The 24,955-nt window shown below is 69.1% G+C and carries 21 protein-coding genes and 3 tRNA genes; 21 read left to right on the top strand and 3 right to left on the bottom strand.

Features of this window, described 5'->3' with window-relative positions:
* The first annotated feature begins 258 nt into the window (after nt 1-258).
* The 5 genes from HGG74_RS12690 (at nt 259) to HGG74_RS12670 (ending at nt 4,221) form a co-directional block, all read left to right on the top strand.
* A tRNA-Gln gene (locus HGG74_RS12690) sits at nt 259-330 on the top strand.
* Nucleotides 331-381: 51 nt separating this feature from the next.
* Nucleotides 382-454: transfer RNA gene (locus tag HGG74_RS12685), tRNA-Glu, on the top strand.
* Nucleotides 455-580: 126 nt separating this feature from the next.
* Nucleotides 581-653, top strand: a tRNA-Glu gene (locus tag HGG74_RS12680).
* Between the two features lie 125 nt (nt 654-778).
* Entirely contained in the window at nt 779-2,608 is a 1,830-nt protein-coding gene (locus HGG74_RS12675) for a dynamin family protein (protein WP_168486840.1), read from the top strand.
* On the top strand, nt 2,605-4,221 hold the full coding sequence (locus HGG74_RS12670; RefSeq protein WP_168486838.1) for a YfjP family GTPase: 1,617 nt from the start codon (nt 2,605-2,607) through the stop codon (nt 4,219-4,221). Before HGG74_RS12675 ends, HGG74_RS12670 begins: the two co-directional genes overlap by 4 nt.
* Before the next feature lie 98 nt (nt 4,222-4,319).
* Here the strand turns inward: HGG74_RS12670 and HGG74_RS12665 are convergent, their stop codons facing one another.
* The gene (locus tag HGG74_RS12665) at nt 4,320-4,871 is read right to left on the bottom strand and encodes a DUF1697 domain-containing protein (protein ID WP_168486836.1); all 552 of its coding nucleotides are present in this window, start codon (nt 4,869-4,871) and stop codon (nt 4,320-4,322) included.
* Between the two features lie 111 nt (nt 4,872-4,982).
* Between HGG74_RS12665 and HGG74_RS12660 the strand changes: the two genes are divergently transcribed.
* Complete coding sequence (locus HGG74_RS12660; protein ID WP_376766140.1) at nt 4,983-5,996, top strand: thiamine-phosphate kinase; 1,014 nt, start codon at nt 4,983-4,985, stop codon at nt 5,994-5,996.
* 78 nt (nt 5,997-6,074) lie between these two features.
* Here the strand turns inward: HGG74_RS12660 and HGG74_RS12655 are convergent, their stop codons facing one another.
* Entirely contained in the window at nt 6,075-6,794 is a 720-nt protein-coding gene (locus tag HGG74_RS12655) for an IclR family transcriptional regulator (protein WP_168486832.1), read from the bottom strand.
* Between the two features lie 145 nt (nt 6,795-6,939).
* Between HGG74_RS12655 and leuC the strand changes: the two genes are divergently transcribed.
* The 6 genes from leuC (at nt 6,940) to HGG74_RS12625 (ending at nt 13,483) form a co-directional block, all read left to right on the top strand.
* On the top strand, nt 6,940-8,403 hold the full coding sequence (leuC, locus tag HGG74_RS12650; protein WP_168486830.1) for a 3-isopropylmalate dehydratase large subunit: 1,464 nt from the start codon (nt 6,940-6,942) through the stop codon (nt 8,401-8,403).
* 13 nt (nt 8,404-8,416) lie between these two features.
* Nucleotides 8,417-9,016 carry a 3-isopropylmalate dehydratase small subunit gene (gene leuD / locus HGG74_RS12645; protein WP_168486828.1) on the top strand — a complete coding sequence of 200 codons (600 nt, stop codon included), beginning with the start codon at nt 8,417-8,419 and terminating at the stop codon, nt 9,014-9,016.
* Between the two features lie 169 nt (nt 9,017-9,185).
* Nucleotides 9,186-10,502: a UDP-N-acetylglucosamine 1-carboxyvinyltransferase gene (murA, locus tag HGG74_RS12640; protein WP_168486827.1), complete on the top strand. Its 1,317-nt coding sequence runs from the start codon at nt 9,186-9,188 to the stop codon at nt 10,500-10,502.
* A 16-nt stretch (nt 10,503-10,518) separates the two neighbouring features.
* Nucleotides 10,519-11,298 (top strand): lysophospholipid acyltransferase family protein, encoded by a 780-nt coding sequence (locus HGG74_RS12635; RefSeq protein WP_168486825.1) that lies wholly within the window; start codon nt 10,519-10,521, stop codon nt 11,296-11,298.
* Nucleotides 11,295-12,332 carry an NAD(P)H-dependent glycerol-3-phosphate dehydrogenase gene (locus HGG74_RS12630; protein ID WP_168486823.1) on the top strand — a complete coding sequence of 346 codons (1,038 nt, stop codon included), beginning with the start codon at nt 11,295-11,297 and terminating at the stop codon, nt 12,330-12,332. The genes HGG74_RS12635 and HGG74_RS12630 overlap by 4 nt, the downstream gene beginning before the upstream one ends.
* Nucleotides 12,329-13,483: a D-alanine--D-alanine ligase family protein gene (locus tag HGG74_RS12625; RefSeq protein WP_168486821.1), complete on the top strand. Its 1,155-nt coding sequence runs from the start codon at nt 12,329-12,331 to the stop codon at nt 13,481-13,483. Before HGG74_RS12630 ends, HGG74_RS12625 begins: the two co-directional genes overlap by 4 nt.
* Nucleotides 13,484-13,584: 101 nt before the next feature.
* On the opposite strand, the gene HGG74_RS12620 is transcribed toward HGG74_RS12625, so the two are convergent.
* Complete coding sequence (locus HGG74_RS12620; RefSeq protein WP_168486820.1) at nt 13,585-14,088, bottom strand: DUF3515 domain-containing protein; 504 nt, start codon at nt 14,086-14,088, stop codon at nt 13,585-13,587.
* Nucleotides 14,089-14,164: 76 nt separating this feature from the next.
* Here HGG74_RS12620 and HGG74_RS12615 point away from each other — a divergent pair, with 76 nt between their 5' ends.
* The 9 genes from HGG74_RS12615 to HGG74_RS12575 are packed head-to-tail and all read left to right on the top strand — an operon-like array spanning nt 14,165 to nt 24,949.
* A complete protein-coding gene (locus tag HGG74_RS12615; RefSeq protein WP_246262870.1) occupies nt 14,165-15,235 on the top strand; it encodes an LCP family protein in 1,071 nt (356 codons plus the stop codon).
* Nucleotides 15,236-15,244: 9 nt separating this feature from the next.
* Nucleotides 15,245-15,982, top strand: a complete 738-nt coding sequence (locus tag HGG74_RS12610) for an OCRE domain-containing protein (protein ID WP_168486687.1) — start codon at nt 15,245-15,247, stop codon at nt 15,980-15,982.
* Between the two features lie 52 nt (nt 15,983-16,034).
* Complete coding sequence (locus HGG74_RS12605) at nt 16,035-17,255, top strand: glycosyltransferase family 4 protein (RefSeq protein WP_168486818.1); 1,221 nt, start codon at nt 16,035-16,037, stop codon at nt 17,253-17,255.
* Nucleotides 17,252-19,006 (top strand): glycosyltransferase family 4 protein, encoded by a 1,755-nt coding sequence (locus HGG74_RS12600; RefSeq protein WP_312856835.1) that lies wholly within the window; start codon nt 17,252-17,254, stop codon nt 19,004-19,006. Before HGG74_RS12605 ends, HGG74_RS12600 begins: the two co-directional genes overlap by 4 nt.
* Nucleotides 19,007-19,008: 2 nt before the next feature.
* Nucleotides 19,009-19,908 (top strand): ABC transporter permease, encoded by a 900-nt coding sequence (locus tag HGG74_RS12595; RefSeq protein ID WP_168486816.1) that lies wholly within the window; start codon nt 19,009-19,011, stop codon nt 19,906-19,908.
* Nucleotides 19,892-20,827, top strand: a complete 936-nt coding sequence (locus tag HGG74_RS12590; protein ID WP_168486815.1) for an ABC transporter ATP-binding protein — start codon at nt 19,892-19,894, stop codon at nt 20,825-20,827. Before HGG74_RS12595 ends, HGG74_RS12590 begins: the two co-directional genes overlap by 17 nt.
* 11 nt (nt 20,828-20,838) lie before the next feature.
* A complete protein-coding gene (locus tag HGG74_RS12585) occupies nt 20,839-22,752 on the top strand; it encodes a glycosyltransferase (RefSeq protein WP_168486813.1) in 1,914 nt (637 codons plus the stop codon).
* Nucleotides 22,753-22,762: 10 nt separating this feature from the next.
* The gene (gene wecC / locus HGG74_RS12580) at nt 22,763-24,070 is read left to right on the top strand and encodes a UDP-N-acetyl-D-mannosamine dehydrogenase (RefSeq protein WP_168486811.1); all 1,308 of its coding nucleotides are present in this window, start codon (nt 22,763-22,765) and stop codon (nt 24,068-24,070) included.
* Nucleotides 24,071-24,079: 9 nt separating this feature from the next.
* Entirely contained in the window at nt 24,080-24,949 is an 870-nt protein-coding gene (locus HGG74_RS12575; RefSeq protein ID WP_168486809.1) for a hypothetical protein, read from the top strand.
* Nucleotides 24,950-24,955: the final 6 nt, after the last annotated feature.

The following is a 24,955-nucleotide window of genomic DNA, read 5'->3' as shown; positions in this document are numbered from 1 at the left end:
CTGCCGGCACGCCAACAACAGACCTAACGAATCCCTACTAGGGCAAGTCGCTGCGCCACTGCATTGGGACCTGGCGCCGTCCGGCAGGAAAGTCGCCAGGTCCCAATGCGCCCGGACCAGCGGAAACGGTGTGACGGACACCTCACGTAGCAGGGCCGTTCCGATTTTGAACATCCGCGGGACATCGGGTAAAGTAATTACTCGTGCTGAGGCGCTAGGAACGCGGGGAAAGCCCCGCCGACCGGCAATCCAAGCCATTGGGATATGGTGTAATTGGCAACACTACGGTTTCTGGTACCGTCATTCTAGGTTCGAGTCCTGGTATCCCAGCGCTGGTTTTCCGGCCCACAGGGCGGGAACAATCCGGTAAGGAAAGTACACGGCCCCATCGTATAGCGGCCTAGTACGCCGCCCTCTCACGGCGGTAACGCGGGTTCGAATCCCGCTGGGGTCACGGTCAGCGGCCCGGGCTTTGCGTCCGGGCGGTTGCGTTTAATCGGGAATTCCACCCGGTTGGAACCGGCAGGAAGGCGCCTGGTGCGCCCTCGGCCGGCCGGCGGAAGCCGGAAGGAAAGTGCTTGGCCCCATCGTATAGCGGCCTAGTACGCCGCCCTCTCACGGCGGTAACGCGGGTTCGAATCCCGCTGGGGTCACGGTCAGCCGGTCCCGGACAGTATGTCCGGGACCGGCTTTGTTTTTCCCGGGCCAACCGGCCGCCGGCACCTGGCGCCGGCTCATCGTGGGCGAATCCTGCTGATTTTCCCTCCCGGCTGGCATGATGGTCAGCGTGAGACAGACAGCTGAAGGCGAGGCGGCCGGCGGCCCGGCAGGCGCCGTCGTCCTGCTCGAGGAGGTCCTGGCAGCGCTGCAAGCACTGGCCCTGCCGCTGCAGCTGCCCGGGGCGGAGCAGATGCGCCGCAATGTTGCCGGTGCCCAGGGGCAGCTGCGGGATTACGTGCTGCCGCGCTACCACAGCCTTCAGGCACCGCTGCTGGCCGTGGTGGGCGGATCGACCGGCGCCGGTAAATCCACCTTGGTCAACGCCCTGGCCGGGCACCCGGTCACCCGGGCCGGGGCGATCCGCCCGACCACCCGGCAGCCGATCCTGCTGCACCATCCCGGGGACAGGCACTGGTTCGCGGACCAGCGGATCCTGCCGGGCCTGGCCCGGACGGTGGGAACGGTCAGGAAGGACTTCCCGGCTGCGGGCAGTACCGGCCTTCCGGGGGCAGCCGGCCCAGGCGGCGAGGAACAGGTTTCCTCGCTGGTCCTGCTGGCCGACGACATCGTTCCGCAGGGCGTGGCGCTGCTGGACGCCCCCGATATCGATTCCATCTCGGATGCCAACCGGAAACTGGCCGGCCAGCTGCTGGCCGCGGCGGACCTGTGGCTCTTTGTCACCACGGCGAACCGCTACGCCGATGCCGCGCCGTGGGAGCTGCTGCTGGAGGCCGCCCGGCGGAACATCACGGTGGCTGTTGTCCTGGACCGGGTGCCCGAGGGGGTGGAAGAGGAAATCCGTCCCGACCTGGCCGGCATGCTCGAGCGCGAGGGGCTCGGCGGCGCCCCGCTGTTCGTGGTGCCCGAGGCCGCCCTGGATGCCCGGGGCATGCTGCCGCCGGAGTCAGTGGCCCCAATCCGGACCTGGCTGGGCGATATCGCCGCCGACAGCGCCCGGCGTTCCGCCATTGCCAGGCGCACGCTCAGCGGAGCCATCGGTGCCATGGCGGACAAGGTGGAGGCAGCAGCCGATGCCGTGCAGGCCCAGTTGGCGGCAGGGGACCGGCTGCGCCAGGACGCGGCCGGCGCCTACTCGGACGCCGCCAGGCGGGCCCTGCTGGCGACCCAGGACGGAACCCTGCTGCGCGGCGAGGTGCTGGCCCGCTGGCAGGACTTCGTGGGCACGGGCGAATTCTTCCGCTCCCTGGAGTCCGGGATCGGACAGTTGCGGGACCGGATCGGCGCGTTCTTCAGCGGCAAGCCGGCACCGTCGGTGAAGGTGGAAGCAGCTATCGAATCGGGTCTGCAGGCAGTGATTGTGGACGAGGCGGCCAAGGCTGCGGAGGAGGCGGACGCCCGCTGGCGGGACGACCCGGCCGGCCGCCAGCTGCTCGGCGGCGACGACCTGGCGGCCCCGAGCGTCTCGCTGGCGGACACCGTGGCCGCCGAGATCCGCGCCTGGCAGGCGGACCTGCTCGAGCTGATCCGCGTCGAAGGCCAGGACAGACGCCTGCGGGCCCGCGTGCTGTCCTTCGGCGTCAACGGTCTCGGCGTCATGCTGATGGTGGGGGTTTTCGCCACCACCGGGGGGCTGACCGGCCTGGAGATCGGCGTCGCCGGCGGCACCGCCGTCGTCGGCCAGAAGGTGCTCGAGGCGGTGTTCGGCGAGGACGCCGTCCGGCGGCTGACCAAGACCGCGCGCGAGGACCTGGCCCGGCGCACGGATTCCCTGATGCAGGCCGAGGCCGCCCGCTTCCTGTCTCGGCTCGACGTGCTGGACAGCCCGGAGGCTGCAGCCGTGCTGCGCGGGCAGGCGCGCAGGCTCGCCGACCTGGCAGAGCAGACGGCCCGGGCCGGGCAGGACGGCGGAACGGAGACGCGCCCATGAGCCGGCACCGCGGGACCACCGAGTCCTCGCCGCTGCAGCAGCGGCTGGAGGCGCTGAACACCGCCCGTGAGCTGGCCGTCGGCAGGCTGCCGGAGGCCGTGCTGACGCCGGCATTCGACGTGCTTGAGCGCGCCAGCATGCGCCGGTCGCTGTCCTCCGAACACACCGTGGTGGGTCTGTTCGGAGCCACCGGCAGCGGGAAATCCTCCCTGTTTAATGCCCTGGTCGGTGAGGAGGTCGCCAGGGCGGCGGCCCGGCGGCCGACGACGGCGGAACCGCTGGCGGGCATCTGGGGAACCGCAGGCAGCGAGCCGCTGCTGAACTGGCTCCAGGTCAACCGGCGCCACGAGATGGACGCGGACACGCTCGCCGACCCAGCCACAGGCGGCCTGATCCTGCTGGACCTGCCGGATTTTGATTCCACCGCCGTGGAGCACCGCAGGATCGTCGAGCGTCTGGCCGGCCAGGTGGATGTGCTGGTCTGGGTGCTGGACCCGCAGAAGTACGCCGACGCCGCCGTGCACTACGGCTTCCTGCGCCCGCTGGCCTCCTACGGGGCCGTGACCCTGGTGGTGCTGAACCAGGTGGACCGGCTGCGCGAGGGCGAGCTGCAGCCGGTGACCGACTCCCTCCGGGACCTGCTGGCCGTGGACGGATTGGAGCAGGTCCCGGTCTTCCCGGTCTCCGCGCGCACCGGGTCCGGCATCGCCGAGCTGCGCCAGGCCATCCGCAAGGTCGTCGATGACCGCCAGGCGGCCAGCGAGCGGCTGGGCGCGGACGTGCGCAGGGCCGTCTCCGTGCTCCAGGACAGCGGCTCCGGCACGGCGTTGCCCGGCCCCGGCCAGCAGGCCAAGCGCGAGCTCGCCGGACAGCTGGCCCAGGCGGCCGGCGTCGAGGTCGTGGTGGAAGCGGTGGAGAAGTCCTTCCGGCGGCGCTCCCATGCCAGCACCGGCTGGCCCGTGACGCGCTGGCTGGGCCGGCTGCGGCGCGACCCGCTGCAACGGCTGAACCTGGACCGGCGCGACGTGGATCCCGCGGTTAACCGCTCCTCGATGCCGGCGCCCGGCCCGGCCCAGCGTGCGCGCGCGGATACGGCGATCCGGGCTTTCGCCGACGCGGCCAGCGCCGGCGCACCCGATCCCTGGCGCGGGTCCATCCGGCGCGCGGCCCGGTCCACTGCCGAAACCTTGCCGGATGCCCTCGACCAGGCGCTGGCGCGGACGGACCTCGGGTCGAACCGGAAGGCCTGGTGGTGGCCGGTCGCCGGGATCCTGCAGTGGATTGCGCTGGCGGCAGCGCTGGCCGGGGCGCTGTGGCTGCTTGGGCTCTTCGTGCTGGGCTATCTGCAGCTGCAGGTTCCGCCGGCGCCGCAGGTCGAAGGCTTCCCGGTGCCCACGCTGCTGCTGGCCGCGGGAGTGCTGCTGGGCATCCTGGTCGGCATCGCGTCGGGGCTGGTCGCCAGGCTGGCTGCCCGGCAGCGGGCGGCCAAGGCCCGGCGCAGGCTGCAGGCAGCGGTGGCCGCCGTCGCCGAGGAGAAGGTGGTGGCCCCGGTGGAAGCGGAGATCTCGCACTACAACGACTTCCGCCAGGCCCTCGCCGCCGCCTCCGGTTAGCGGCGGCCGTCCCGTCCGCCCCACGCGCGCCCCGGCGCCATCCTGCCGGGCCTGCCGATGGCCACCCGGCGGCAGGAGCCGATGCCTGGCGGGGAGTATCAGTGGCCGGTGACGGTGGCCGTGGACCTGGCAGCCTCCAGGACCTTGAGCATCGTGCGCAGGTTCCGCGTCGTCGTCACACTCTTGTAGCGCGCCTTGGCCCCGAGCTTGCCCAGCGGGCTGTCCAAGGTGGCGCCCTTGGGACACTGCCAGGCCACGGCCTCGGGCCCCAGGCTCACCTGCTCGGCGCCCGCGGCCGCCCCGGCCTCGAACAGCTCCTGCAGCAGGACCGGGTCGGAGGACAGCGTGATGTAGGTGTGGGTGTCGGCCTCATCCGGCGGATACGGGCAGGCCGCCACCAGCTCGCGCACCCGCTCGGCGGGCAGGACAATCACCCAGGCGTCGTAGCCGAAGGCCTCGCGCAGCCGCTGCTCGATGAGCGACTTGACCTCGGCGGCCGGGACCTCGGCGGAACACACCACGTTGCCGCTGGCCAGCAGCGTCTTCACGTCCTGGAGCGGCAGCCCGGCGAGCTCGCGCTGCAGGTCCGCCATCTTGATGTTGATCCCGCCCACATTGATGCCCCGCAGGAAAACCGCATACCCAGTCATGCAGGGCAGATTACCGTCCGGGCGGGCCGGTGGTGAATGATGCCAAGGGAGAGACGGCCGCAGTCCCGGCGGCCGGCGGTCGACGATGGGCGCGCAAGGCGCAGGAGCGTGGTGGAGCAGGTGGCGGACCGATTGACGGTGGCGGAGCTGGACGAGCGGGGGCTGCTGCAGCGGATCTTTCCGCGGCTGGGCACTGCCCGGGCGGCGGCGGTGCCGGTGGGCCCGGGGGACGACGCCGCCGTCGTCGCCGCCCCGGACGGCCGGACCGTGGTCAGCATCGACACGCTGGTCGAGGACCACGATTTCCGGCTGCGCTGGCCCGGCGGGTACCGGACCACAGGTTTCGACGTGGGCTGGAAGTGCGCGGCGCAGAACCTCTCCGATGTTAACGCAATGGGGGCCGAGGCGACCTCCCTGGTAGTCAGCCTGACCTTGCCCGGCGGCACGGAAGTGGCGTGGGTGGAGGACCTGGCGGACGGGCTGCGCGCGGCGCTGGACGAACTCGGGGCGCCGCGCTGCGCCGTTGTTGGCGGGGACCTGGGCAAGGGGCCGGCGCTGGTGGTGACGGCGGCGGTGACCGGGGATCTCGGCGGCCGGGCACCGGTGCTGCGCTCCGGGGCACGGGACGGGGACGTGCTGGCGGTGACCGGCTCCCCGGGACAGGCCGCGGCGGGACTGGCACTGCTGGAGAGCAACCACGCCTATGACGGCCTGCCCGCGCCGCTGAAGGACTTGGCGGACGCCCAGTCCAGGCCGGTGCCGCCGCTGGCATTGGGACCGCTGGCTGCCCGGGTCGGTGCACACGCGATGATGGATGTTTCGGACGGGCTGGTGCGCGACGCCGGGCGGCTGGCCGCCGCCAGCGGGGTGACCATCGAACTGGACTCCGCCGCGCTGCTGCCCTTTGCCCGTTCCTTGCGCGCCGCCGCGGAGCTGGCCGGGGCGGATCCGCTGGCCTGGGTGCTGGGCGGGGGAGAGGACCACGGGCTGCTCGCCGCCTTCGGACCGGACTCGGCGCTGCCGGACGGGTTCACCGCCGTCGGCCGGGTGTACGACGGCGACGGGCAGGTGACCGTGGACGGCGCCAGCCCCGGGGCGGCCGGCTGGGACCACTTCGCCGGCTGACCCCGCCAAGCTGGCGCAAAATTCTGCAAAAATCCGGCAATGGATGCGCCGCATCTGCTGGCGGATTTTCCGGAGGGGTCAGTCGCCGGATTTGCGCAGCGCCTCGGTCAACTGCGCGGCGGCCTGGCACACCACGTCGGCGTGCAGGCGCCCGGGCTGTCGGGTCAGGCGCTCGATCGGGCCGGAGATGGACACTGCCGCGATCACCCGCCCGGACGGCCCGCGCACCGGGGCGGAAACCGAGGCCACGCCCGGCTCGCGTTCGCCGAGGCTTTGGCCCCAGCCGCGGCGCCGCACCCCGGCCAGGACGGTGGGGGTGAAGCGGGCGCCCTGCAGCCCTTCGAGCAGCCGCTCGTGGTCTTCCCAGGCCAGCAGCACCTGCGCTGCCGAGCCGGCCTTCATGGACAGCTGGGTCCCGACCGGGATGGTGTCGCGCAGGCCCACGGGGCGCTCGGCCGAGGCCACGCAGACGCGCCATTCGCCCTGCCGGCGGAAGACCTGCGAACTCTCCCCGGTGGCATCGCGCAGCTGGAGCAGGACCGGCCCGGCCGCGGCGATCAGGCGGTCCTCGCCGGCCGCGGAAGCGAGTTCGACCAGGCGGCCGCCCAGAATGAACCGCCCCTGGACGTCGCGGGCCACCAGCCGGTGGTGGACCAGGGCCAGTGCCAGCCGGTGCACGGTGGGCCGGGCCAGTCCGGTGGCCGCCACCAGTTGGGCCAGCGTGGTGGGACCGGCCTCCAGGGTGTCCAGCACCATAACCGCTTTATCAATCACGCCGACGCCGCTTGAATTGTCCATAAAATGATATTGCCGTCTCACTATTTGAGATGCAAGTCCCAAAAGTGGCGCTATGCGGCGCGCTGCTGGAAAAGTGGAAACACAAGCTTCTGCGGCCCCGGCTCCGGGTGGCCGGCCGCGCTGTCGATGATGGAGGGAGCTGGCCATGGCCGGTCATACTGCGGGCAGGACGCTCGCCGAGAAGGTTTGGGACGCACATGTGGTGCGCCGCGGGGAAGGCGAGGGCGCTGCCCGCCAGCCGGATCTGATCTTCATCGACCTCCACCTGGTCCATGAGGTGACGAGCCCGCAGGCGTTCGAGGGCCTGCGGCTGGCCGGCCGGAAGCTGCGCCGGCCGGATCTGACGATCGCCACCGAGGACCACAACACGCCCACGATCGATATCGACAAGCCGATCGCGGACCTGACCAGCCGCACGCAGATCGAGACGCTGCGCAACAACTGCAGGGAGTTCGGCGTCCGGCTGCACCCGCTCGGCGACGCCGAGCAGGGCATCGTGCACGTCGTGGGCCCGCAGCTGGGCCTGACCCAGCCGGGCCTGACGGTGGTCTGCGGCGACTCGCACACCTCCACCCACGGCGCCTTCGGCGCCCTGGCCTTCGGCATCGGCACGTCCGAGGTCGAGCACGTCATGGCCACCCAGACGCTGTCGCTGAAGCCGTTCAAGACCATGGCCATCAATGTCGAGGGCACGCTGCGCCCGGGCGTGAGCGCCAAGGACATCATCCTGGCCGTGATCGCCAAGATCGGCACCGGCGGCGGCCAGGGCTACGTCCTCGAATACCGCGGCTCGGCCATCCGCGCCCTGAGCATGGAGGGGAGGATGACCATCTGCAACATGTCCATTGAGGCCGGTGCCCGGGCCGGGATGGTGGCCCCGGACGAGACCACCTTCGACTACCTCAAGGGCCGCCCGCACGCCCCCGAGGGCGCCGACTGGGACGCCGCCGTCGACTACTGGCGCACGCTGCACACCGACGAGGATGCCGTCTTCGACGCCGAGGTGTTCCTGGACGCCGACGAACTCGAACCGTTCGTCACCTGGGGCACCAACCCCGGCCAGGGTGTGTCCCTGTCCGAGCGCGTGCCGGATCCGGAGGACTTCGGGGACGAGAACGCCAAGGCCGCGGCCGAACGCGCCCTGCAGTACATGGGGCTTGAGGCCGGCACGCCGATGAAGGAGATCCGGGTGGACACCGTCTTCCTGGGCTCGTGCACCAACAGCCGCATCGAGGACCTGCGCGCCGCGGCGGAGATCATCCGCGGCCGGGCCAAGGACCCCCACGTGCGCATGCTGGTGGTGCCCGGTTCGGCCCGCGTCCGGCTCGAGGCCGAGGCCGAGGGCCTGGACCAGGTGTTCAAGGACTTCGGCGCCGAATGGCGCTTCGCCGGCTGCTCCATGTGCCTGGGCATGAACCCGGACCAGCTGGCCCCGGGGGAGCGCTGCGCCTCGACCTCCAACCGCAACTTCGAGGGCCGCCAGGGCAAGGGCGGGCGCACCCACCTGGTCTCCCCGGTGGTCGCGGCGGCCACCGCCGTGCGCGGCACGCTCAGCTCACCGTCCGACCTGGAGCCGGCCGCGCCCGACGCCGCCGGCCGCGCAGCCTAAGGAGCTTCCACCCATGGAAAAGTTCACCACCCATACCGGCATCGGCGTCCCGCTGCGCCAGTCCAACGTGGACACCGACCAGATCATTCCGGCCGTCTACCTGAAGCGGATCACCCGCACCGGCTTCGAGGACGCGCTCTTTGCCGGCTGGCGCAAGGACGAGAGCTTCATCCTCAACCGCGAGCCCTTCAGCCGCGGCTCGGTCCTGGTTGCCGGCCCGGACTTCGGCACCGGGTCCTCCCGCGAGCATGCGGTCTGGGCGCTGAAGGACTACGGCTTCAAGGCCGTGCTTTCCTCCCGGTTCGCGGACATCTTCCGCGGCAACTCCGGCAAGCAGGGCCTGCTGGCCGCCGAGGTGGCCCAGGACGACATCGAGCTCATCTGGAAGGAGCTCGAGAACCACCCGGGCACCGAGGTCACCGTCGACCTGGCCGCCAGGACCGTGCGCTGCGGCACCATCACCGCACCCTTCGGGATTGACGACTACACCCGCTGGCGCCTGCTCGAAGGCCTCGACGACATCGGGCTGACCCTGCAGCACGAGGCCGAAATCACAGAATACGAGTCCGCCCGCCCCTCCTGGAAGCCCAGGACACTGCCGGCCAAGTCCTGATCCTTCGCCGTCCGGCGCATTTCCGGCCAGCCTGTTTAGGTCCGGCCCCGTCGAGCTTCTATGCTTAGAAGGGGGCCTTCGCGAAGCTCGTGTGGAATCCGTGAGCGGAATCCGCGCATCCGGCTTGAAGGCGTAATGACGGTGTCCACATCGAGGGAAACAGGTATCCATGGCAACTGTGCTGACCATCCGTGGCGGTGTCCCGCTGACGGGACAGGTGTCCGTCCGCGGCGCCAAGAACCTGGTCCCCAAGGCGATGGTCGCAGCACTGTTGGGCAGCGATGCCTCGGTGCTGCGCAACGTCCCGGAGATCAAGGATGTCGACGTCGTGACCAGCCTGCTGCGGCTGCACGGCGTCGAGGTGGTCAAGGAGCCGCAGACCGGGGATCTGCGGCTGGATCCGACCAAGGTCAAGACAGCGCAGATGAAGGACATCGACGCCCACGCCGGTGATTCCCGCATCCCGATCCTGTTCTGCGGCCCGCTCATCCATGCAATTGGCGAGGCCTTCATCCCGGACCTGGGCGGCTGCAAGATCGGTGACCGGCCCATCGACTACCACCTCGAGGTGCTGCGGCAGTTCGGTGCTGTGGTGGAGAAGCGTGAAGGCGGTATTTCCATCTCCGCGCCCAAGGGCCTCAAGGGCGCCAAGCTGTCCCTGCCGTACCCCAGCGTGGGTGCCACCGAGCAGGTGCTGCTCACGGCGACCAGGGCAGAGGGCATCACGGAGCTGAGCGGCGCTGCGATCGAGCCGGAAATCATGGACCTGATCGCCGTGCTGCAGAAGATGGGCGCCATCATCACCGTCCAGACCGACAGGGTCATCCGGATCGAGGGCGTCCGCGACCTCACCGGCTTCAAGCACCGGGCGCTGCCGGACCGCAACGAGGCAGCCTCCTGGGCGTCGGCAGCACTGGTCACCCAGGGCGACATCTACGTCGCGGGCGCGCGGCAGGGGGACCTGACGGCCTTCCTGAACACCTACCGCAAGGTGGGCGGCTCCTTCGACATCGACGACAACGGCATCCGCTTCTACCACACGGGCCGCAAGCTGTCCCCGCTGGTGCTGGAGACCGACGTCCACCCCGGCTTCATGACGGACTGGCAGCAGCCGCTGGTGGTCGGCCTGACCCAGGCCCAGGGCGTGTCGATCGTCCACGAGACGGTGTACGAGAACCGTTTCGGCTTCACCGAGGCCCTGGTGCGCATGGGTGCGAACATCCAGCTGCACCGCGAATGCCTCGGCAGCGTCCCCTGCCGCTTCGGCCAGCGCAACTTCCTGCATTCGGCGGTGATCTCCGGTGCCACCCAGCTCAAGGGCGCCGAGATCCACATTCCGGACCTGCGCGGCGGCTTCAGCCACCTGATCGCGGCGCTGGCCGCCACCGGCAGCTCCCGGGTGACGGGAATCGAGATCATCAACCGCGGCTACGAGCACTTCCAGTCCAAGCTCGAAGCCCTCGGCGCGGATTTCGACGTCCACTGACGTGCCGCCGACGATTATGGAAAAAGCACAGAAGGAACGCATCACCCTGGGAGTGGTGGCCATGGTGGCCCGGCCGGTGCTCAACGCCGTCCTCCGGCGGCAATGGGCCGGCCAGGAGCACCTGCCCAAGGACCGAGGCTTTATCGTCTGCCCCAACCACAACACCGAGATCGACCCGCTCGTGGTCGGCCACTACCTGTACAACAGCGGGCACCTGCCGCACTTTCTGGCCAAGGCGTCCCTGTTCAGCATCCCGGTGGTCGGGCCTATCCTGCACTGGGCCCGGCAGATCCCGGTGGAACGCTCCAGCGCCGGGGCCAACCGCTCCCTGACGGCGGCCCGCGAGGTCATGGACGCCGGCGGCGCGGTGATCGTCTACCCGGAGGGCACGCTCACGCGCGATCCGGACCTGTGGCCGATGCGCGGGCGCACCGGCGCGGCCCGGCTGGCCCTGCAGACCGGCGCCCCGGTAGTGCCGGTGGCACAGTGGGGTGCCAACGAGCTGTTTCCCCGGTACGCCAAGCGTTTCCACCTCTTCCCGCGCAAGACCTCCAAGGTGCTGGCGGGGCCGCCGGTGGACCTGTCAGAGTTCCGCGGCCGGCCGATTACCAAGAGCGTGCTCGAGGCCGCCACGGACAAGATCATGGCCGCCGTGACCGAACTGTTGGCCGGACTGCGCGGCGAGGCGGCCCCGGCCGGACGCTGGGATCCGGCGGCGCACCGCCAGAAGGCGACCGGCCGGGACTTCGCCGCCGGGGACGAGGCGGCTGCCCGGCTGGCGAAGGACGCAGAGTGAGCGCCCGGCGGCCGCTGCCGGCCAAGGTGGCGGTCCTCGGCGCCGGAAGCTGGGGCACCACCTTCGCCAAGGTGGTCGCGGATGCCCACCCTGACATCCAGGTCAGCCTCTGGGCCCGCCGGGCGGAGGTCGCCAAGGAAATTAACGAGTTCCACCTGAACTCCCAGTACCTCAAGGACATCAGGTTGCCGGAGAACCTGGCAGCCTCCGCCGACCTGGCCCAGGTGCTCGGCGGCGCCCCGCTGGTCGTGCTGGCGGTGCCGGCCCAGTCGGTGCGTGCCCAGCTGAAAACCGTGAAGCCGCTGCTGGCGCCCGGCGCCGTCGTCGTCTCGCTGATGAAGGGGCTGGAACGCGGCACCGATGCGCGCATGAGCCAGGTCATCCGCGAGGAACTGGGGCTGCCGCAGGACCGGGTGGCGGTGATTTCGGGCCCGAATCTGGCCATGGAGATCGCCCGCCGGGAACCGACTGCCTCCGTGGTGGCCTGCACGGACCTGGAAGTGGCGCAGTGGATCGCCGCCGTCTGCACGGCACCGTATTTCCGCCCCTATACCAATACCGACGTCGTGGGCGTGGAGATCGGCGGCATCGTCAAGAACGTGATTGCCCTGAGCGTGGGCATCTGCGACGGCAAGCACATGGGGGACAACACCAAGGCCTCCGTGATCACCCGCGGCCTGGCCGAGACCACCCGGCTGGCGCTCGCGCTCGGCGGCGAGCTGGAGACGATGGCCGGGCTGGCAGGCCTCGGTGACCTGGTCGCGACCTGCTCCTCCCCGCTCTCGCGCAACCATACTGCCGGGCGCCTGCTCGGCGAAGGGCTGAGCCTGGACGAGGTCAACCAGCGTATGACGCAGACCGCCGAGGGCATCAAGTCCGGCCGGGCCGTGCTGGACCTGGCCGCGCAGATGGGTGTGGAAATGCCGATCACCGAGGCCGTGGTCGCGGTCCTCGAAGGCCACCTGTCCGTGGAAGAGCTGGCCCCGCGCCTGCTGACCCGTGAACTCAAATCCGAAGGCGAGCAACAGCAGTGACATTCCCTCCGTCCCCCGGCCAGCAGTCCTGGAACCCGGGGAATTCCCGTCCGCGGGTGGTTGTCCTCTTCGGCGGCCGGTCCAGCGAGCATTCCGTCAGCTGCGTGACTGCTGCCGGCGTGCTGGGGGCCATTGACAAGGGCAAGTACGACGTCGTGCCCGTGGGTATTGCGCGGGACGGCAGCTGGACGCTGGTGGACGAGGATCCGGCGCAGTGGTCGCTGGCCTCCGGTTCGCTGCCCGAAGTTGCCGCCGGGACGGAACAGGTCATGCTGGCCAACCACGGCCGCGGCACCGAACTGCTGGTCACCTCCGGCGGCCAGGCCCCGCGCAGCCTGGGCCGGATCGACGTCGTGCTGCCGCTGCTGCATGGGCCGTTCGGCGAGGACGGGACGCTGCAGGGGCTGCTGGAGCTGGCGGACGTGCCCTATGTGGGCCCGGGCGTGCTCGCCTCCGCGGTGGGCATGGACAAGCACTATATGAAAGTGGTGTTCGAGTCCGTCGGGCTGAAGGTCGGGCCCTACCAGGTCATCACGGACCGCCAGTGGCAGCAGGATGCCGGCGCGGCCCTTGACCGGGTGGCCTCGCTGGGCTTCCCGGTGTTCATCAAGCCGGCCCGCGCAGGCTCCTCGATGGGGATCACCAAGGTAACCGACCGCTCTGGGCTGCGGGCCGCCATCGAGGCCGCCCGGGAGCATGACCCGAAGGTGGTCGCGGAGGCCGGGATCGCCGGCCGGGAAATCGAGGTGGCGGTGCTGCAGGGACGCGGCATCGAGGAGCCGCGCACCAGCCTGCCAGGGGAAATCGCCGTGCAGCCCGGGGACCACGACTTCTATGATTTCGAGGCCAAGTACGTGGACGGGGCCGCGGCGGCGCTCAGCTGCCCGGCAGACCTGCCGGCCGAGGTCACCGAGCGGGTGCGCGCGCTGGCCGCGGCTGCCTTCGACGCCGTCGGGGCCGAGGGGTTGTCCCGCGTGGACTTCTTCTACACCCCGGACGGGGAGCTGGTGATCAACGAGATCAACACCATGCCCGGCTTCACGCCGATCAGCATGTACCCGCAGATGTGGGCCAAGTCCGGCATCCCCTACACTGAGCTGATCGACGAGCTGATCTACCTGGCCCTGAGCCGCCGGACCGGCCTGCGCTAACCCCCTCTCCCGGTCCACTTTGCACATCACGCCCGTTCCTGTCCCGGGAACGGGCGTGATGTGCAAAGTGGATGGAGGCGGGTCGAGGGGAACGGGGCGGGCTACTGCCCGGTCTCCAGCGTGTCCGAAATGCTGAGGCACCTGTTGGTCTGCGGGATCTTCGACACAGCGGCGGCCAGGTCCGTCAGGACGCTGCTTTCGGCCACCTGGTCCGGGTCGAAGACCAGCTCGGTCGCCGGCGTGCGCCCGTAGGTGGTCGCCGTCCAGCTTCCTTCCTGGGTTCCCTCGGGCCCGCGCAGGACCCAGTCCACTCCATTGACGCTCACGCACTGGTCGGTGGTCGGCCCGGGCACGGGTACCCCGCAGCGCAGGATCACCTGGGACGGATTGCCCCAGGCCGCCGAGCCTTGGCTGGTGGTCTCGCGCCTGGGTGCATCGGCCACGAACTGCGGCAGCAGCACCATCATCGGGGCGCACCCGGGGTTGGCCGCATCCGGCGCCGCCTCGACGTGGACCGCCGGGGAACACGCGGCGGTCCCGGCCACGACCACGCCGGCCAGGAACAGGGCAGCGGGCAGGCGGACGGCACGAAACGGCTGTGGCATACGTCAATTTTAGCCGGTTCACCGAGGCAACCACGCTAAGATCGAGAAGTTGCCTAGGTCCTTTGGGAGTCAGAAATTGTCCGAACATCCATACAATCTCGAGCCTGACGAGGGTGAATACCGTCCCCGCGGCCGCCGGGGCCGGGGCAGGAAGCGCCACCCCGTGCGTGCCGCCATCCTCACGATGCTCGGACTCGTGGTGGTTGCGGCCATCGTGGCCGGCGGCTACGTGATGAACCTCGCCAATACCTTCAACAGCAAATCCCAGACCATCGAAACCGCCTTCCCAGAGGAAGCGGCCCGACCGGTGAAGGCATCTTCGGACAAGTCGGTCAACATCCTGCTGATGGGCTCGGACGAGCGCGGCGGCAGCGGCCAGACCGAGAACCTGGCAGGTGTGCCCAACGGCGGCCGTTCGGACACCATGATGCTCATGCACATCCCCGCCGACCGCGAAAATGTCTACGTCATGTCGATCATGCGCGACCTGTGGACGGACATCCCCGGCTACGGAGAACACAAGATCAACGCCGCGATGGCCTTCGGCGGCGTGCCGCTGGTGGTGGGAACCCTCGAAGGGCTCTTCGACACCCGGATCGACCACGTCGCCATTATCGATTTCGCCGGTTTCCAGGCCCTCACGGACTCCCTGGGCGGCGTCCAGATCAACAACCCCGCCGCCTTCCAGTCCAGCGGCTCCCTGGGCGAGTTCTTCCCCCAGGGCGTGCAGACCTTGGACGGCGACTCGGCCCTGAAATTCGTGCGCGAGCGCAAGGCCTTCAGCGACGGCGACTACCAGCGCGTGCGCAACCAGCAGCTGTTCGTCAAGGCCGTCATGTCCCGCTTCCTGAATGCCGGGACGCTGGCCAATCCCGGCCGGATCGCCGACGTCGTTTCGGAGTTCTCGCCCTACATCAGCGTGGACGCCGAATTCGATGCGGCGACCGTAGGTAAACTGGGCGTCGGCCTGCGCGATGTCCGCTCCGGCGACATCCACATGTTCACGCTGCCCACCCTGGGCACCGGCACGTCGGCGGACGGGCAGTCCATCGTGATCAAGGACCAGGAAGCGATCGACCAGATCACGGACGCGCTGCGGAACGGCGCGTTCGACGATTACTGGGCCACCACCGAAGCCGGAAGCTAGGAACGGACTATGGGAACCAGAAGCCGCCTCTCCGCGGCCGCCCTGGCGGTGGCCCTGCTCGGCGCGGTGTCCGCACCGGCTGCCGCCCTGCCGGTTACCGAGCCGGTGCCTGTCACCAACCCCGGGAAGACCACTGAGCCCGAGCCCGAGCCTGAACCTTCGGACCCGGAGCCGGAACCGAGCCAGGAACCGGCACCCGAGCCTACCCAGGAGCCTGCCGACGAGCCCGCACCGGAACCGGAATCCGTACCGGAACCTGAGCCTGAACCTGAACCTGCCGTCGAGTACGACCCCGTCACCGGCTATCCGCTGGATCCGACGTACGGCCTGCCGGTCCACCCGGCCACCGGCTACCTGGTCAATACCGCCACGGGCCTGCTCTACGTGCCGAACACCAACTACTTCATGGACCCGGTGACCGGGGAACTCTACAACCGCGACACGTTGCTGCCGGTGGAGGCCAAGCCCGAGGAAGAACCCTCACCCAAGCCGGAGCCGACCAAGACCAGGAAGCGCGAAGCAGAGGCCAGTGCCGCGCCGTCGGCCAGCGCCGAACCGGAGCCCACGCCCACGCCGATGCCAGAGCTGGCCGCAGCGGATACCGAACGCACGACGGCGGTAGGCAAGTCCCCCGTGGTCCGCGGCACGGTAGCTGCGCTCCTGGTGGGCATCGGCGTGCTGTACTACGCCCGCATCCGGCGGGGCTACAAGCCGCGCCGGGGCCGGAACGCGGCAATGGGCGCCTGATGCTGCCGCCAGTCACCTGCACCACAGTCTCAAGCTATAGGGGGAGCAGCCCGTGCGGATCTTGCTGCTGACACACTCATACACGCCCGAAGTCAGCCCGCCGCAGCGGCGCTGGTCCCAGTTCATCACCCATTTCCGCCAGCGCGGCTGGGAGGTGGACGTGGTGGCACCGATCGCGCACCTGCCCGAGGGCCGGCGGACGCTGCCAAAGGACCAGGCCGGCCGGGCCTTCCGCCGGCACGCTGGCGACCACGGCGAGCGGATCCGCAGGGTGCCGTTCCTGCCGCACCGGACCACGCGGCTGGGCCGGCTGGCCAACCACCTGTTCTCCGCGGCCTGCAGCATCCCTGCCGCACTGATGGGCCCCCGGCCGGACGTGGTGGTTGTCACCGTGCCCAGCCTGCCTATCCTGGGGGCAGGCTATCTGGCGGCCAGGCTGCTGCGCGCACCCCTGGCGGTGGACATGCGGGACGCCTGGCCGGACATCGCCCGCGATGCCCGGCTCGTCCAGGGCAGCGCCAAGAGCGTCGTGGAGCGCATCATCATCGCCATCCAGGACCGTGCGGACCTGGTGGTCACGGTCACCTACGGCTTCGCCGAGATCCTGCGCCAGCGCGGACTGAAGAATGTGGCCACGGTCAGCAACGGAGTGGACCTGGACTTCATCGAAGAGCTGCCGGAACCCTCCGCTGCGCCGGGACGGCTCGAAGTGGTCTACCTGGGCAACCACGGCGAGAGCCAGCGGCTGGATGTGGTGGTCAAGGCCGCCGCGCTCGTGGGCGACAAGATGCAGCTGACCATGGTGGGCCACGGCGTGGAGCGCAACCACCTGATCGAGCTGGCGGCCGAACTGGACGCGCCGGTGGAGTTCCATCCCCCGGCCAACCGCACTGCGGTGATGGAGTATTACCGCCGCGCGGACACCTGCGTGGTCTCCCTGCGGGATGACTGGAAGTCCTTCGAGTCCACCATCCCGTCCAAGACCTACGAGGTCCTGGCCCTGGGCCGCCACGTCACCGGCATTGTCCGGGGCGAGGCCCGCAAGATCCTGGACGATTCGGGCGCAGGCGACGTGGTCGGAGCCTACCCGGAGGCCGTGGCACAGCTCTGGCGCGACCTGCTGGATGACCGTTCCCGCCTGGCCACCGGGGGCAGGGGCCGCGAGTGGGTACGCAACAACGCGAATGTGCCGGCGCTGGCCGCTTCCTACATGGAACTGCTGGAAAGCGTGGCGGCAGCGGGCCGGACGGCAGCGGCAGGGAAGAGGCCGTGACGGCGCGACGCCTGGCGGACAATGCCCGGCTCGCCGCAGGGACCGTCCGGCAGCATCTGGGCGAGGATCCGGCAGTACTCGCACTGCAGGTTTCGCGCCGGCTGCCGGCCCGACTGGTCCAGCCGCTGGCCCGCCGGGCCGCCCGGCGGGGGGGCACCGCCTTTACCGCGCCGCTGGGCGCCTTCGCCAGCGGCCAGCAAGATCTCGCGCGCAGGCAGCTCCAGGCAGCGGCCGAGGCAGGAGCCTCCGGCCGCCGGGCGCTGCGCCTGGCGGATGTCGCCATCGCCGCCGGCCTGGCGGATGAGGCGGACCGGCTGCTGGCGAATGTCGATCCCGGCACCTCCGGCCGCCGCGGCACCGCCGCCAGGCGTCGCTGGTATGACGGCGACATGGCCGGCGCCGTCGCGGCCCTGGCCGGCGGCGGGCGCCGCGACGAGCGCCAGCGGCAGCGCCTGGCCAGTGAACTGAGGGTTTTCACCGGCTGGGCCCCGCAGCTGCCGCCGGTGCCCGGCTACCGGCCGGAACCGGACACGGTGCTGCATCTGCTGACCAATTCGCTGCCGCACACCGGCAGCGGCTACGCGCAACGTTCGCATTCGCTGCTCAAGGCCCAATGCGAGCTTGGCGCCACGGTGCACGCCGTAACCCGCACCGGCTACCCGGTGCAGGTGGGGCGGCTGCTGGCCCGGCAGGTGGATGTGCTCGACGGCGTGGTCTACCACCGGGACCTGCCGGCCAGCCTGCCGCCCGGCTTCGACCAGCGCCTGCAGCAGCAGGCGGAGGGGCTGCTGCAGCTGGCCCTGGAGCTCAGGCCCGGAGTGCTGCATACCACCACGCACTTCGTCAACGGCCTGGTAGTAGGTGCCGTGGCCCGGGCCTTGGGCATTCCGTGGGTATACGAGGTGCGCGGCCAGCTCGCCGACACCTGGGCCGCCGCGCGCGGACCCGGGGCTCGCCAGAGCCAGCGGTACCACCTGTTCCGGGCCCGCGAGCGGGACGTAATGGCCAAGGCCGACGCCGTGGCCACGCTCGGCGAGGCGATGAAGGCGGACATCGTGGGCCAGGGAATCCCCGCGGACAAGGTGCTGCTGCTGCCCAACGCCGTTGGCGACAGTTTCCTGGCTGAACCGGCAGCGCCGCCCCAGGCGCGGCGGCAGTTGGGCCTGCCCGAAGAGGGTACCTTTATTGGCACCGTCAGCAGTCTGGTTGACTATGAAGGTTTGGACGATTTGCTCCGGGCCTTCGCCCGGCTGGCCGGTGGGTATCCGGAACTGCGCTGCCTGATCGTCGGCGACGGCGTGGCCGCTCCCGGCCTCAGGGCGCTGTCCGCGGAGCTCGGCATCGCGGGCCGCGTGCTGCTGCCCGGACGCGTCCCCCGGGACCAGGCCCACCTGTACCACCAGGCGTTGGATGTTTTTGTTGTGCCACGGAAGGATCTTGATGTGACTCGTGCCGTCACCCCGCTCAAGCCGGTGGAGGCCATGGCTTCCGCCCGCCCGGTCGCTGCCAGTGACCTGCCGGCCCTGCGCGAGCTGGTGTCCACGGGCCGCACCGGTGTGCTGTTCCGCGCGGGCGATCCGGGGGACCAGGCGGCCGCGCTGGGCAAACTGGTGGCGGACGCCCGGCTGCGTGAAGAGTTGGGCACCCAGGCCCGGGCCGGCATCCTGCGCGGGCGGACCTGGGCGGCCAATGCCACCGCGCTGGCCGGTCTCTATACAGGCCTTAAGGCAGACATCGCGGGTGTCCGGTGACCGTGACCGAGACCAGACCCCCGGCAGCAGAGCCGGCCTCCGCCCCGGAAACCATCACCGTTCCCGTCAGCCTGAAAAAACTGCGCAGGATCGGTGCGCGGCCGGGCTTCACTGACTACCTAGTCCAGCTCTGGGACCGCCGGCAGTTCATCGCCTTCGACGCCCAGGCCCGGGTCCAGACTGCCAACGACAAGGACAAGCTCGGCAGCTTGTGGCTGATCCTCACGCCGCTGTTCAACGGGCTGACCTACTACTTCATTTTCGGCATGCTGCTGGGCACCGGCCGGGGCATCGACAATTTCGTCGGCTATCTCGTGATCGGCATCTTCACCTTCCAGTTCAGCGCCTCGGCGATCCTAGCTGGCGCCCGGAGTCTTGTGGCCAATGAATCCGTGATCAAGGCGTTCACCTTTCCGCGCGCGGCGCTGCCGATTGCCGCCAACCTGCGGGAGCTGCTCTCGTCCGTTCCGTCCACCATCGTGATGCTGCTGCTGGTCATCGTGGCGGCGCCGGTGGAGGAAATCACCTGGCGGTGGCTGCTGATTATCCCGGTAATGCTGCTGCAGCACCTGTTCAACCTCGGCCTCAGCATGCTCCTGGCGCCATTCCTGTACAAGGTCCATGACATCGGCAACCTGCTGTCCTTTGTGTTGCGTTTGTGGATGTACGGCTCGGCGGTGTTCTACAGCTTCGACCGCTTCAACGAATATCCGCCCCTGGTGAAGATCCTGGAAGCGAACCCGCTGTTCTGCGTGATCGATATCGTCCGGGACTCGGTGCTCTATGCCGCCACCCCGGCTTGGCAGAGCTGGGCAACACTGGCGGTCTGGTCCTTGGGTCTGCTGGCCGCAGGTTTCTTTGTTTTCTGGCGGCAGGAGGAGTCGTATGGCCGGGTCAGCTAAGTTTGCCTTGTCGGAGAGCGGCGTCCGGTGGGACGCCGAGCCGTCCATTGTCGTGGACAACGTGGACGTCCACTACCGGACCCAGCACCACGGGGACGTCGGGGACGGCACCGGGGGCATCTTGGCGGCAGCGCGGCGACGGTTTGGCGGCTCTTCGAGTACAGTCAAGCACGCGCTGCACCAGATCAGCTTTGTGGGCTACAAGGGGGATTCGATCGGCATCGTGGGCCGCAACGGCTCCGGCAAGAGCACCCTGATGCGCGTCCTGGCGGGCCTGACCCTGCCCACCGGCGGGTCCATCTACGCCCAGAGCGAGCCGGTCCTGCTGGGCGTGAACGCGGCCTTGATTCCCTCGCTCTCCGGTGCCCAGAACATCCGCCTTGGCTGCCTGGCCATGGGTATGAGCGAGGACGAGGTCGAGAGCAAATACGACAGCGTGGTGGAGATGTCCGGGCTGGAGGACGAGATCAACCACCCGATGAAGACCTACTCCGCCGGCATGGGCGCCCGGCTGCGCTTTGCCATCGCCTGCGCGGTGGATCCGGAGATCCTGCTCGTGGACGAGGCGTTGAATACCGGCGACGCGCAGTTCAAGCAGCGGTCCAAGCAGCGTATGGACTTCATCCGCGAACAGGCCGGCACTGTCTTCATCGTCAGCCACAGCCTGGGCACCATCAAGGAAAACTGCAACCGCTGCATCTGGCTGGACAAGGGGGACTTCATCATGGACGGGGACCCCGAGGTGGTGACCAAGGAGTACCACAACTTCGTCTGGCGCATGACCCAGGGCAACAAGGACTACGGCATGCAGATCCGCAATGAAATCATGGCCAGCCGCCCGCAGATCCGGACCGATCTGCTGGAGAGCGGCTGGCGCAGTGCCAAGGCAGCCCGTAAGCGCGCCGCCGGCAAACCTTAAGTGAGCAAGTAATGAACAATGCGATACTGACCCCGCTGCGCCGGGGCTTCTGGCACCTGCGCAACGGCGGCCTCGGCGCGCTGCGCGAACACGTGCGCCGCCAGGACCCGGCCGGCACGGGTCCCGGTCCGCTGCGCAGCACCTTGCTGTCCCTGGCCGCGCCGGTCCGCCGGCGCCGGCCCCGGTTCGAGCCTGCCCAGCTGGCAGCAGCGGTTCCCGCCAATCTCACCGTGCACGCCGGCGTCATCATGGATGAATTCTCGCTGGCCGGCTTTGAGTGGGAGTGGCGGTGCACGCCGCTGGCGCCTGGAACAACCGCCGGGGACATGGAAGCGCTGGGTCTGGACCTGGTGCTGATCGAGTCCGCCTGGGCCGCCAACGGCGGCGCCTGGCGCTACAAGCTGCTGGGCAGCAGCGGGCCGGCCCCGCAGATCCGTGAACTGATCGATGCCGTGAGGTCCTTGGGCATCCCGGTGGTGTTCTGGAACAAGGAGGATCCGCCGCACTACGAGGACTTTCTGCCGTTGGCCAGGCTGTGCGACTACGTTTTCACCAGCGACCAGAACATGCTGCCGCGTTACCGTTCGGACCTGGGCCATGACCAGGTGGGCTGCCTGCCCTTCGCGGCCCAGCCGAAGATCCACAACCCGGTCCGGCCCCGGCACGGCTGGCAGGAGCGGGACGTTGCCTTCGCCGGGATGTACTTCGCCCACAAATATCCGGAACGGCGCGAGCAGATGGACATCATTCTGCCAGCGGCCGCCGACGCCTGCAGCGGGCAGGACTACAGTTTCGAGATCTTCTCCCGCCAGCTGGGCCGCCAGGACGAGTACCAGTTCCCGGCCCCACTGGACAAATACGTGGCCGGCTCGCTGGACTACGCCCAAATGCTCACCGCCTACAAGGCGTACAAGGTCTTCCTCAACGTCAACTCGGTAGTGGATTCGTCCACCATGTGCTCGCGCCGGGTTTTTGAGATGACTGCGGCCGGCGCCACCGTGGTCTCGACCCCCAGCCCTGCCATGCTGCACTTCTTTCCCGAAGGCGAACTGCCGCTGGTGGACAGCCGGCAGGAGGCGGCCAACGTCATCCGCACCCTGCTGAACAATCCCGACTATGCCCAGCGTCTGGTCCATCTCGCCCAGCGTCGGATCTGGGCCGGGCATACCTACCGGCACCGCGCGGAGCAGATCCTGCGCGCGGTCAGGCCGCAGCTGGCAGCCACGGAGGACAGGCCGTTGGTCTCCGTTCTGGCCTCAAGCATCCGTCCGGACCAGCTCGACCACGTGATCGAGGGCGTGGCCAGCCAGCGCGGGGTCGACGTCCAGCTCGTCTACGGCGCCCACGGGTTTGCGGTGGACCTGGACCAGTTCCACCGCAAGTGCCGGGAGGCCGGCATCGCGGACGCGTCCGCACTGGAATTCCCCGCCGAGATGACCCTCGGGGAGTGTTTGAACGCCTTGGCGGAGAAGGCTTCGGGGGAATTTGCCGCCAAATGGGACGACGACGATCTGTACGGTCCGTGGTACCTGTTCGACCAGCTGCAGGCACTGGACTACTCCGGGGCCGCCGTGGTCGGAAAGATGGCGCACTACATGCATTTCCAAGCGCCGGCCGTCACGGTGTTGCGAAACTCACATTTGGAGCACCGGTACTCGCACTTCGTTGCAGGCCCAACGCTTTTCGCCCGTTTGGAAACCTTCCGAGAACACCCGTTTCCGGCCGTTAACCGGGGCGAGGACACGACCTTCCTGAGAACTGTCCTAGAATCGGGTCGGAAGATTTACGCCGCGGACCGGTTCAACTACTGTCAGGTCCGCAGCGCTGACCATACGCAGCACACCTGGCAAGTGAGCGCAGGCGAACTGCTCGCCTCGTCTTCCATCAAGTTTTTCGGGAATCCCGTGGAACAGGTCTTTTTGTAGGGGGTCCATTATGGGGAAAACCACGTTCGATCTGGCCGTTATCGGCCTGGGTTATATCGGCCTGCCGACGGCGGCGACGTTCGCCAGCCACGGCAAAAAGGTTGCCGGCGTCGACGTGAAGCAGTCCACCGTGGACGCCGTAAACCGCGGGGAAGTGCCTTTCGTCGAACCGGATCTGGGCGTGGTGGTCTCCGGCACCGTGAGTTTGGGAAGTCTTAAAGCTTTCACTGAAGTGCCGCAGGCGGATGCGTTCATCATCGCCGTCCCCACGCCTGTAGCCGAGGACAAGGACGTCGATCTCTCCTACTTGCGTAGTGCCGCGGAAATGATCGCACCTGTGCTGCGCGGCGGCGAACTCGTCATCCTGGAATCGACTTCCCCGCCCGGCACCACCGAACGCATCGGCGAGTTCCTGGTGGCGGCCCGTCCGGACCTGTGCCTGCTGCCGGAGCCGGGCAAGCGGCAGATCCATCTGGCCCATTCGCCCGAGCGCGTGCTGCCGGGCCGGATCATGATCGAAATCGTCACCAATGACCGTGTCGTCGGCGGCCTGACGCCCGAGGCTTCGCGCATGGCCAAGGAACTCTACGAGGTGATCTGCCAGGGCGAAATCCATGTCACCGACGCCAAGACCGCGGAGATGACCAAGCTCGCGGAGAACTCCTTCCGGGATCTGAACATCGCCTTCGCCAACCAGCTGGCCCTGATGTGCGGCCAGCTCGGCGTGGACGTCTGGCGCCTGATCGAGTTGGCCAACCGGCACCCCCGGGTGGACATCCTCAAGCCCGGTCCGGGCGTAGGCGGGCACTGCATCGCCGTGGATCCCTGGTTCCTGGTCAGCGCTTTCCCCAACCACTCCGGCCTCGCACGGGCAGCACGTGAACTGAACGATTCCATGCCCGGGCATGTCGTGGACCGGGCCCTGGCAGCGGTGGCGGACGTTCCCGCACCCACCATTGCCCTGCTTGGCCTGGCCTTCAAGGCCAATGTGGACGATACCCGCGAATCTCCGGCGATGGACGTGGTCCGCCTGCTCGCCGACGCCGCGCCGGGGGCCACCCTGCTGGCCGTGGACCCGCATGTGCCCGCACTGCCGCAGGCCCTTGCCGGCGCGGGGAACATTGGCCTGGCAGAGCTGGACACGGCTTTGGAGGCCGCAGACCTGGTGGTCCTGCTGGTGGACCATGACGAGTTCAAGGCCCTGGACCAGGACCGGCTGCTGGGCAGGCGGATCATTGACACCCGCGGTGTCTGGCGGCCGGCCGACGGCGCGGACGGCTCCCTGGCCGCCGCAGCAGTTCCCTCGCTCGCGCTCTAGGACCATCCCGTGACAGACCTCGCAGTAACCCTGGACGTCCATAAGCAGATCAGGCAGTGGCAGCAGGAAGCCGGACTGCCGGTGGTCGACCTCCAGCAGCCCCGCCGCAGCTGGGCAGCCATGCTGACCATCCTGCTGGACGCCCGCAGCGCCGATGCCCGGACTGCCGCCCTGTCCATCAGTTCGATCTTGACCGGCAGCACGCAGCGCAACCCGCTGCAGGTTCTGATACCGGACTCGGAGGATTCCGTGCTACTGGAGCAGTGGCTGGCGTTCGAGCCGGACGTTAGATTTGTCCGAACCGTGGACGAGGCTGTCCTGGGCGCGCAGTATTTGCTGGTCTGTCCTGCCGGAGTCGTCTTCGGCAGCCACTCAGTGCAGGCAGCCGTGGAGGCCGCCCAGGAATCCGGTGCCCGGCTGCTGCGCGCAGTGGTTGACGGTGTTTCCGGTTCTTTGGAACTGTGGGACACGGCCGGGTTGGGTTCCGCGGCAGACCTAAGCGCCGCCGAGCAGGGGATCCGGGACGACGGCGGCGAACGCTGGGTGTCCGGTGCCAGCCTGGGCGCCTACGCCGCCGGCCGGCCCGCGCCGAAGATGTTCCTTCGCAAGGGTGCCGCCGGCAGGTTCGACGTCCACGTCGTGGTCAAGGACCTGAAGGATCCTGCAGCCCGCCGGGACTATGAGCAGCAGATCCGGCAGCTCGAAAGCGAACTGGCCCGCGCCAAGCGCCACTGGTGGCAGGAAGCCTCCTCGGCTGCTCCGGCCGGCGGCACTGCCCGGCGGCCGTTCGGGAGTGTTCCGCTGCGCGCGGTGCGGAAGGGGCCGCGGTACCTGGCCGCGCGGACTGCCCTCCGCCTGCGCCGCTGGACCACCGGGTGAGATAGC

The sequence above is a fragment of the Arthrobacter mobilis genome (genome assembly GCF_012395835.1).
Lineage (GTDB): Bacteria > Actinomycetota > Actinomycetes > Actinomycetales > Micrococcaceae > Crystallibacter > Crystallibacter mobilis.
This window is presented reverse-complemented; position numbering and strand designations above follow the sequence as displayed.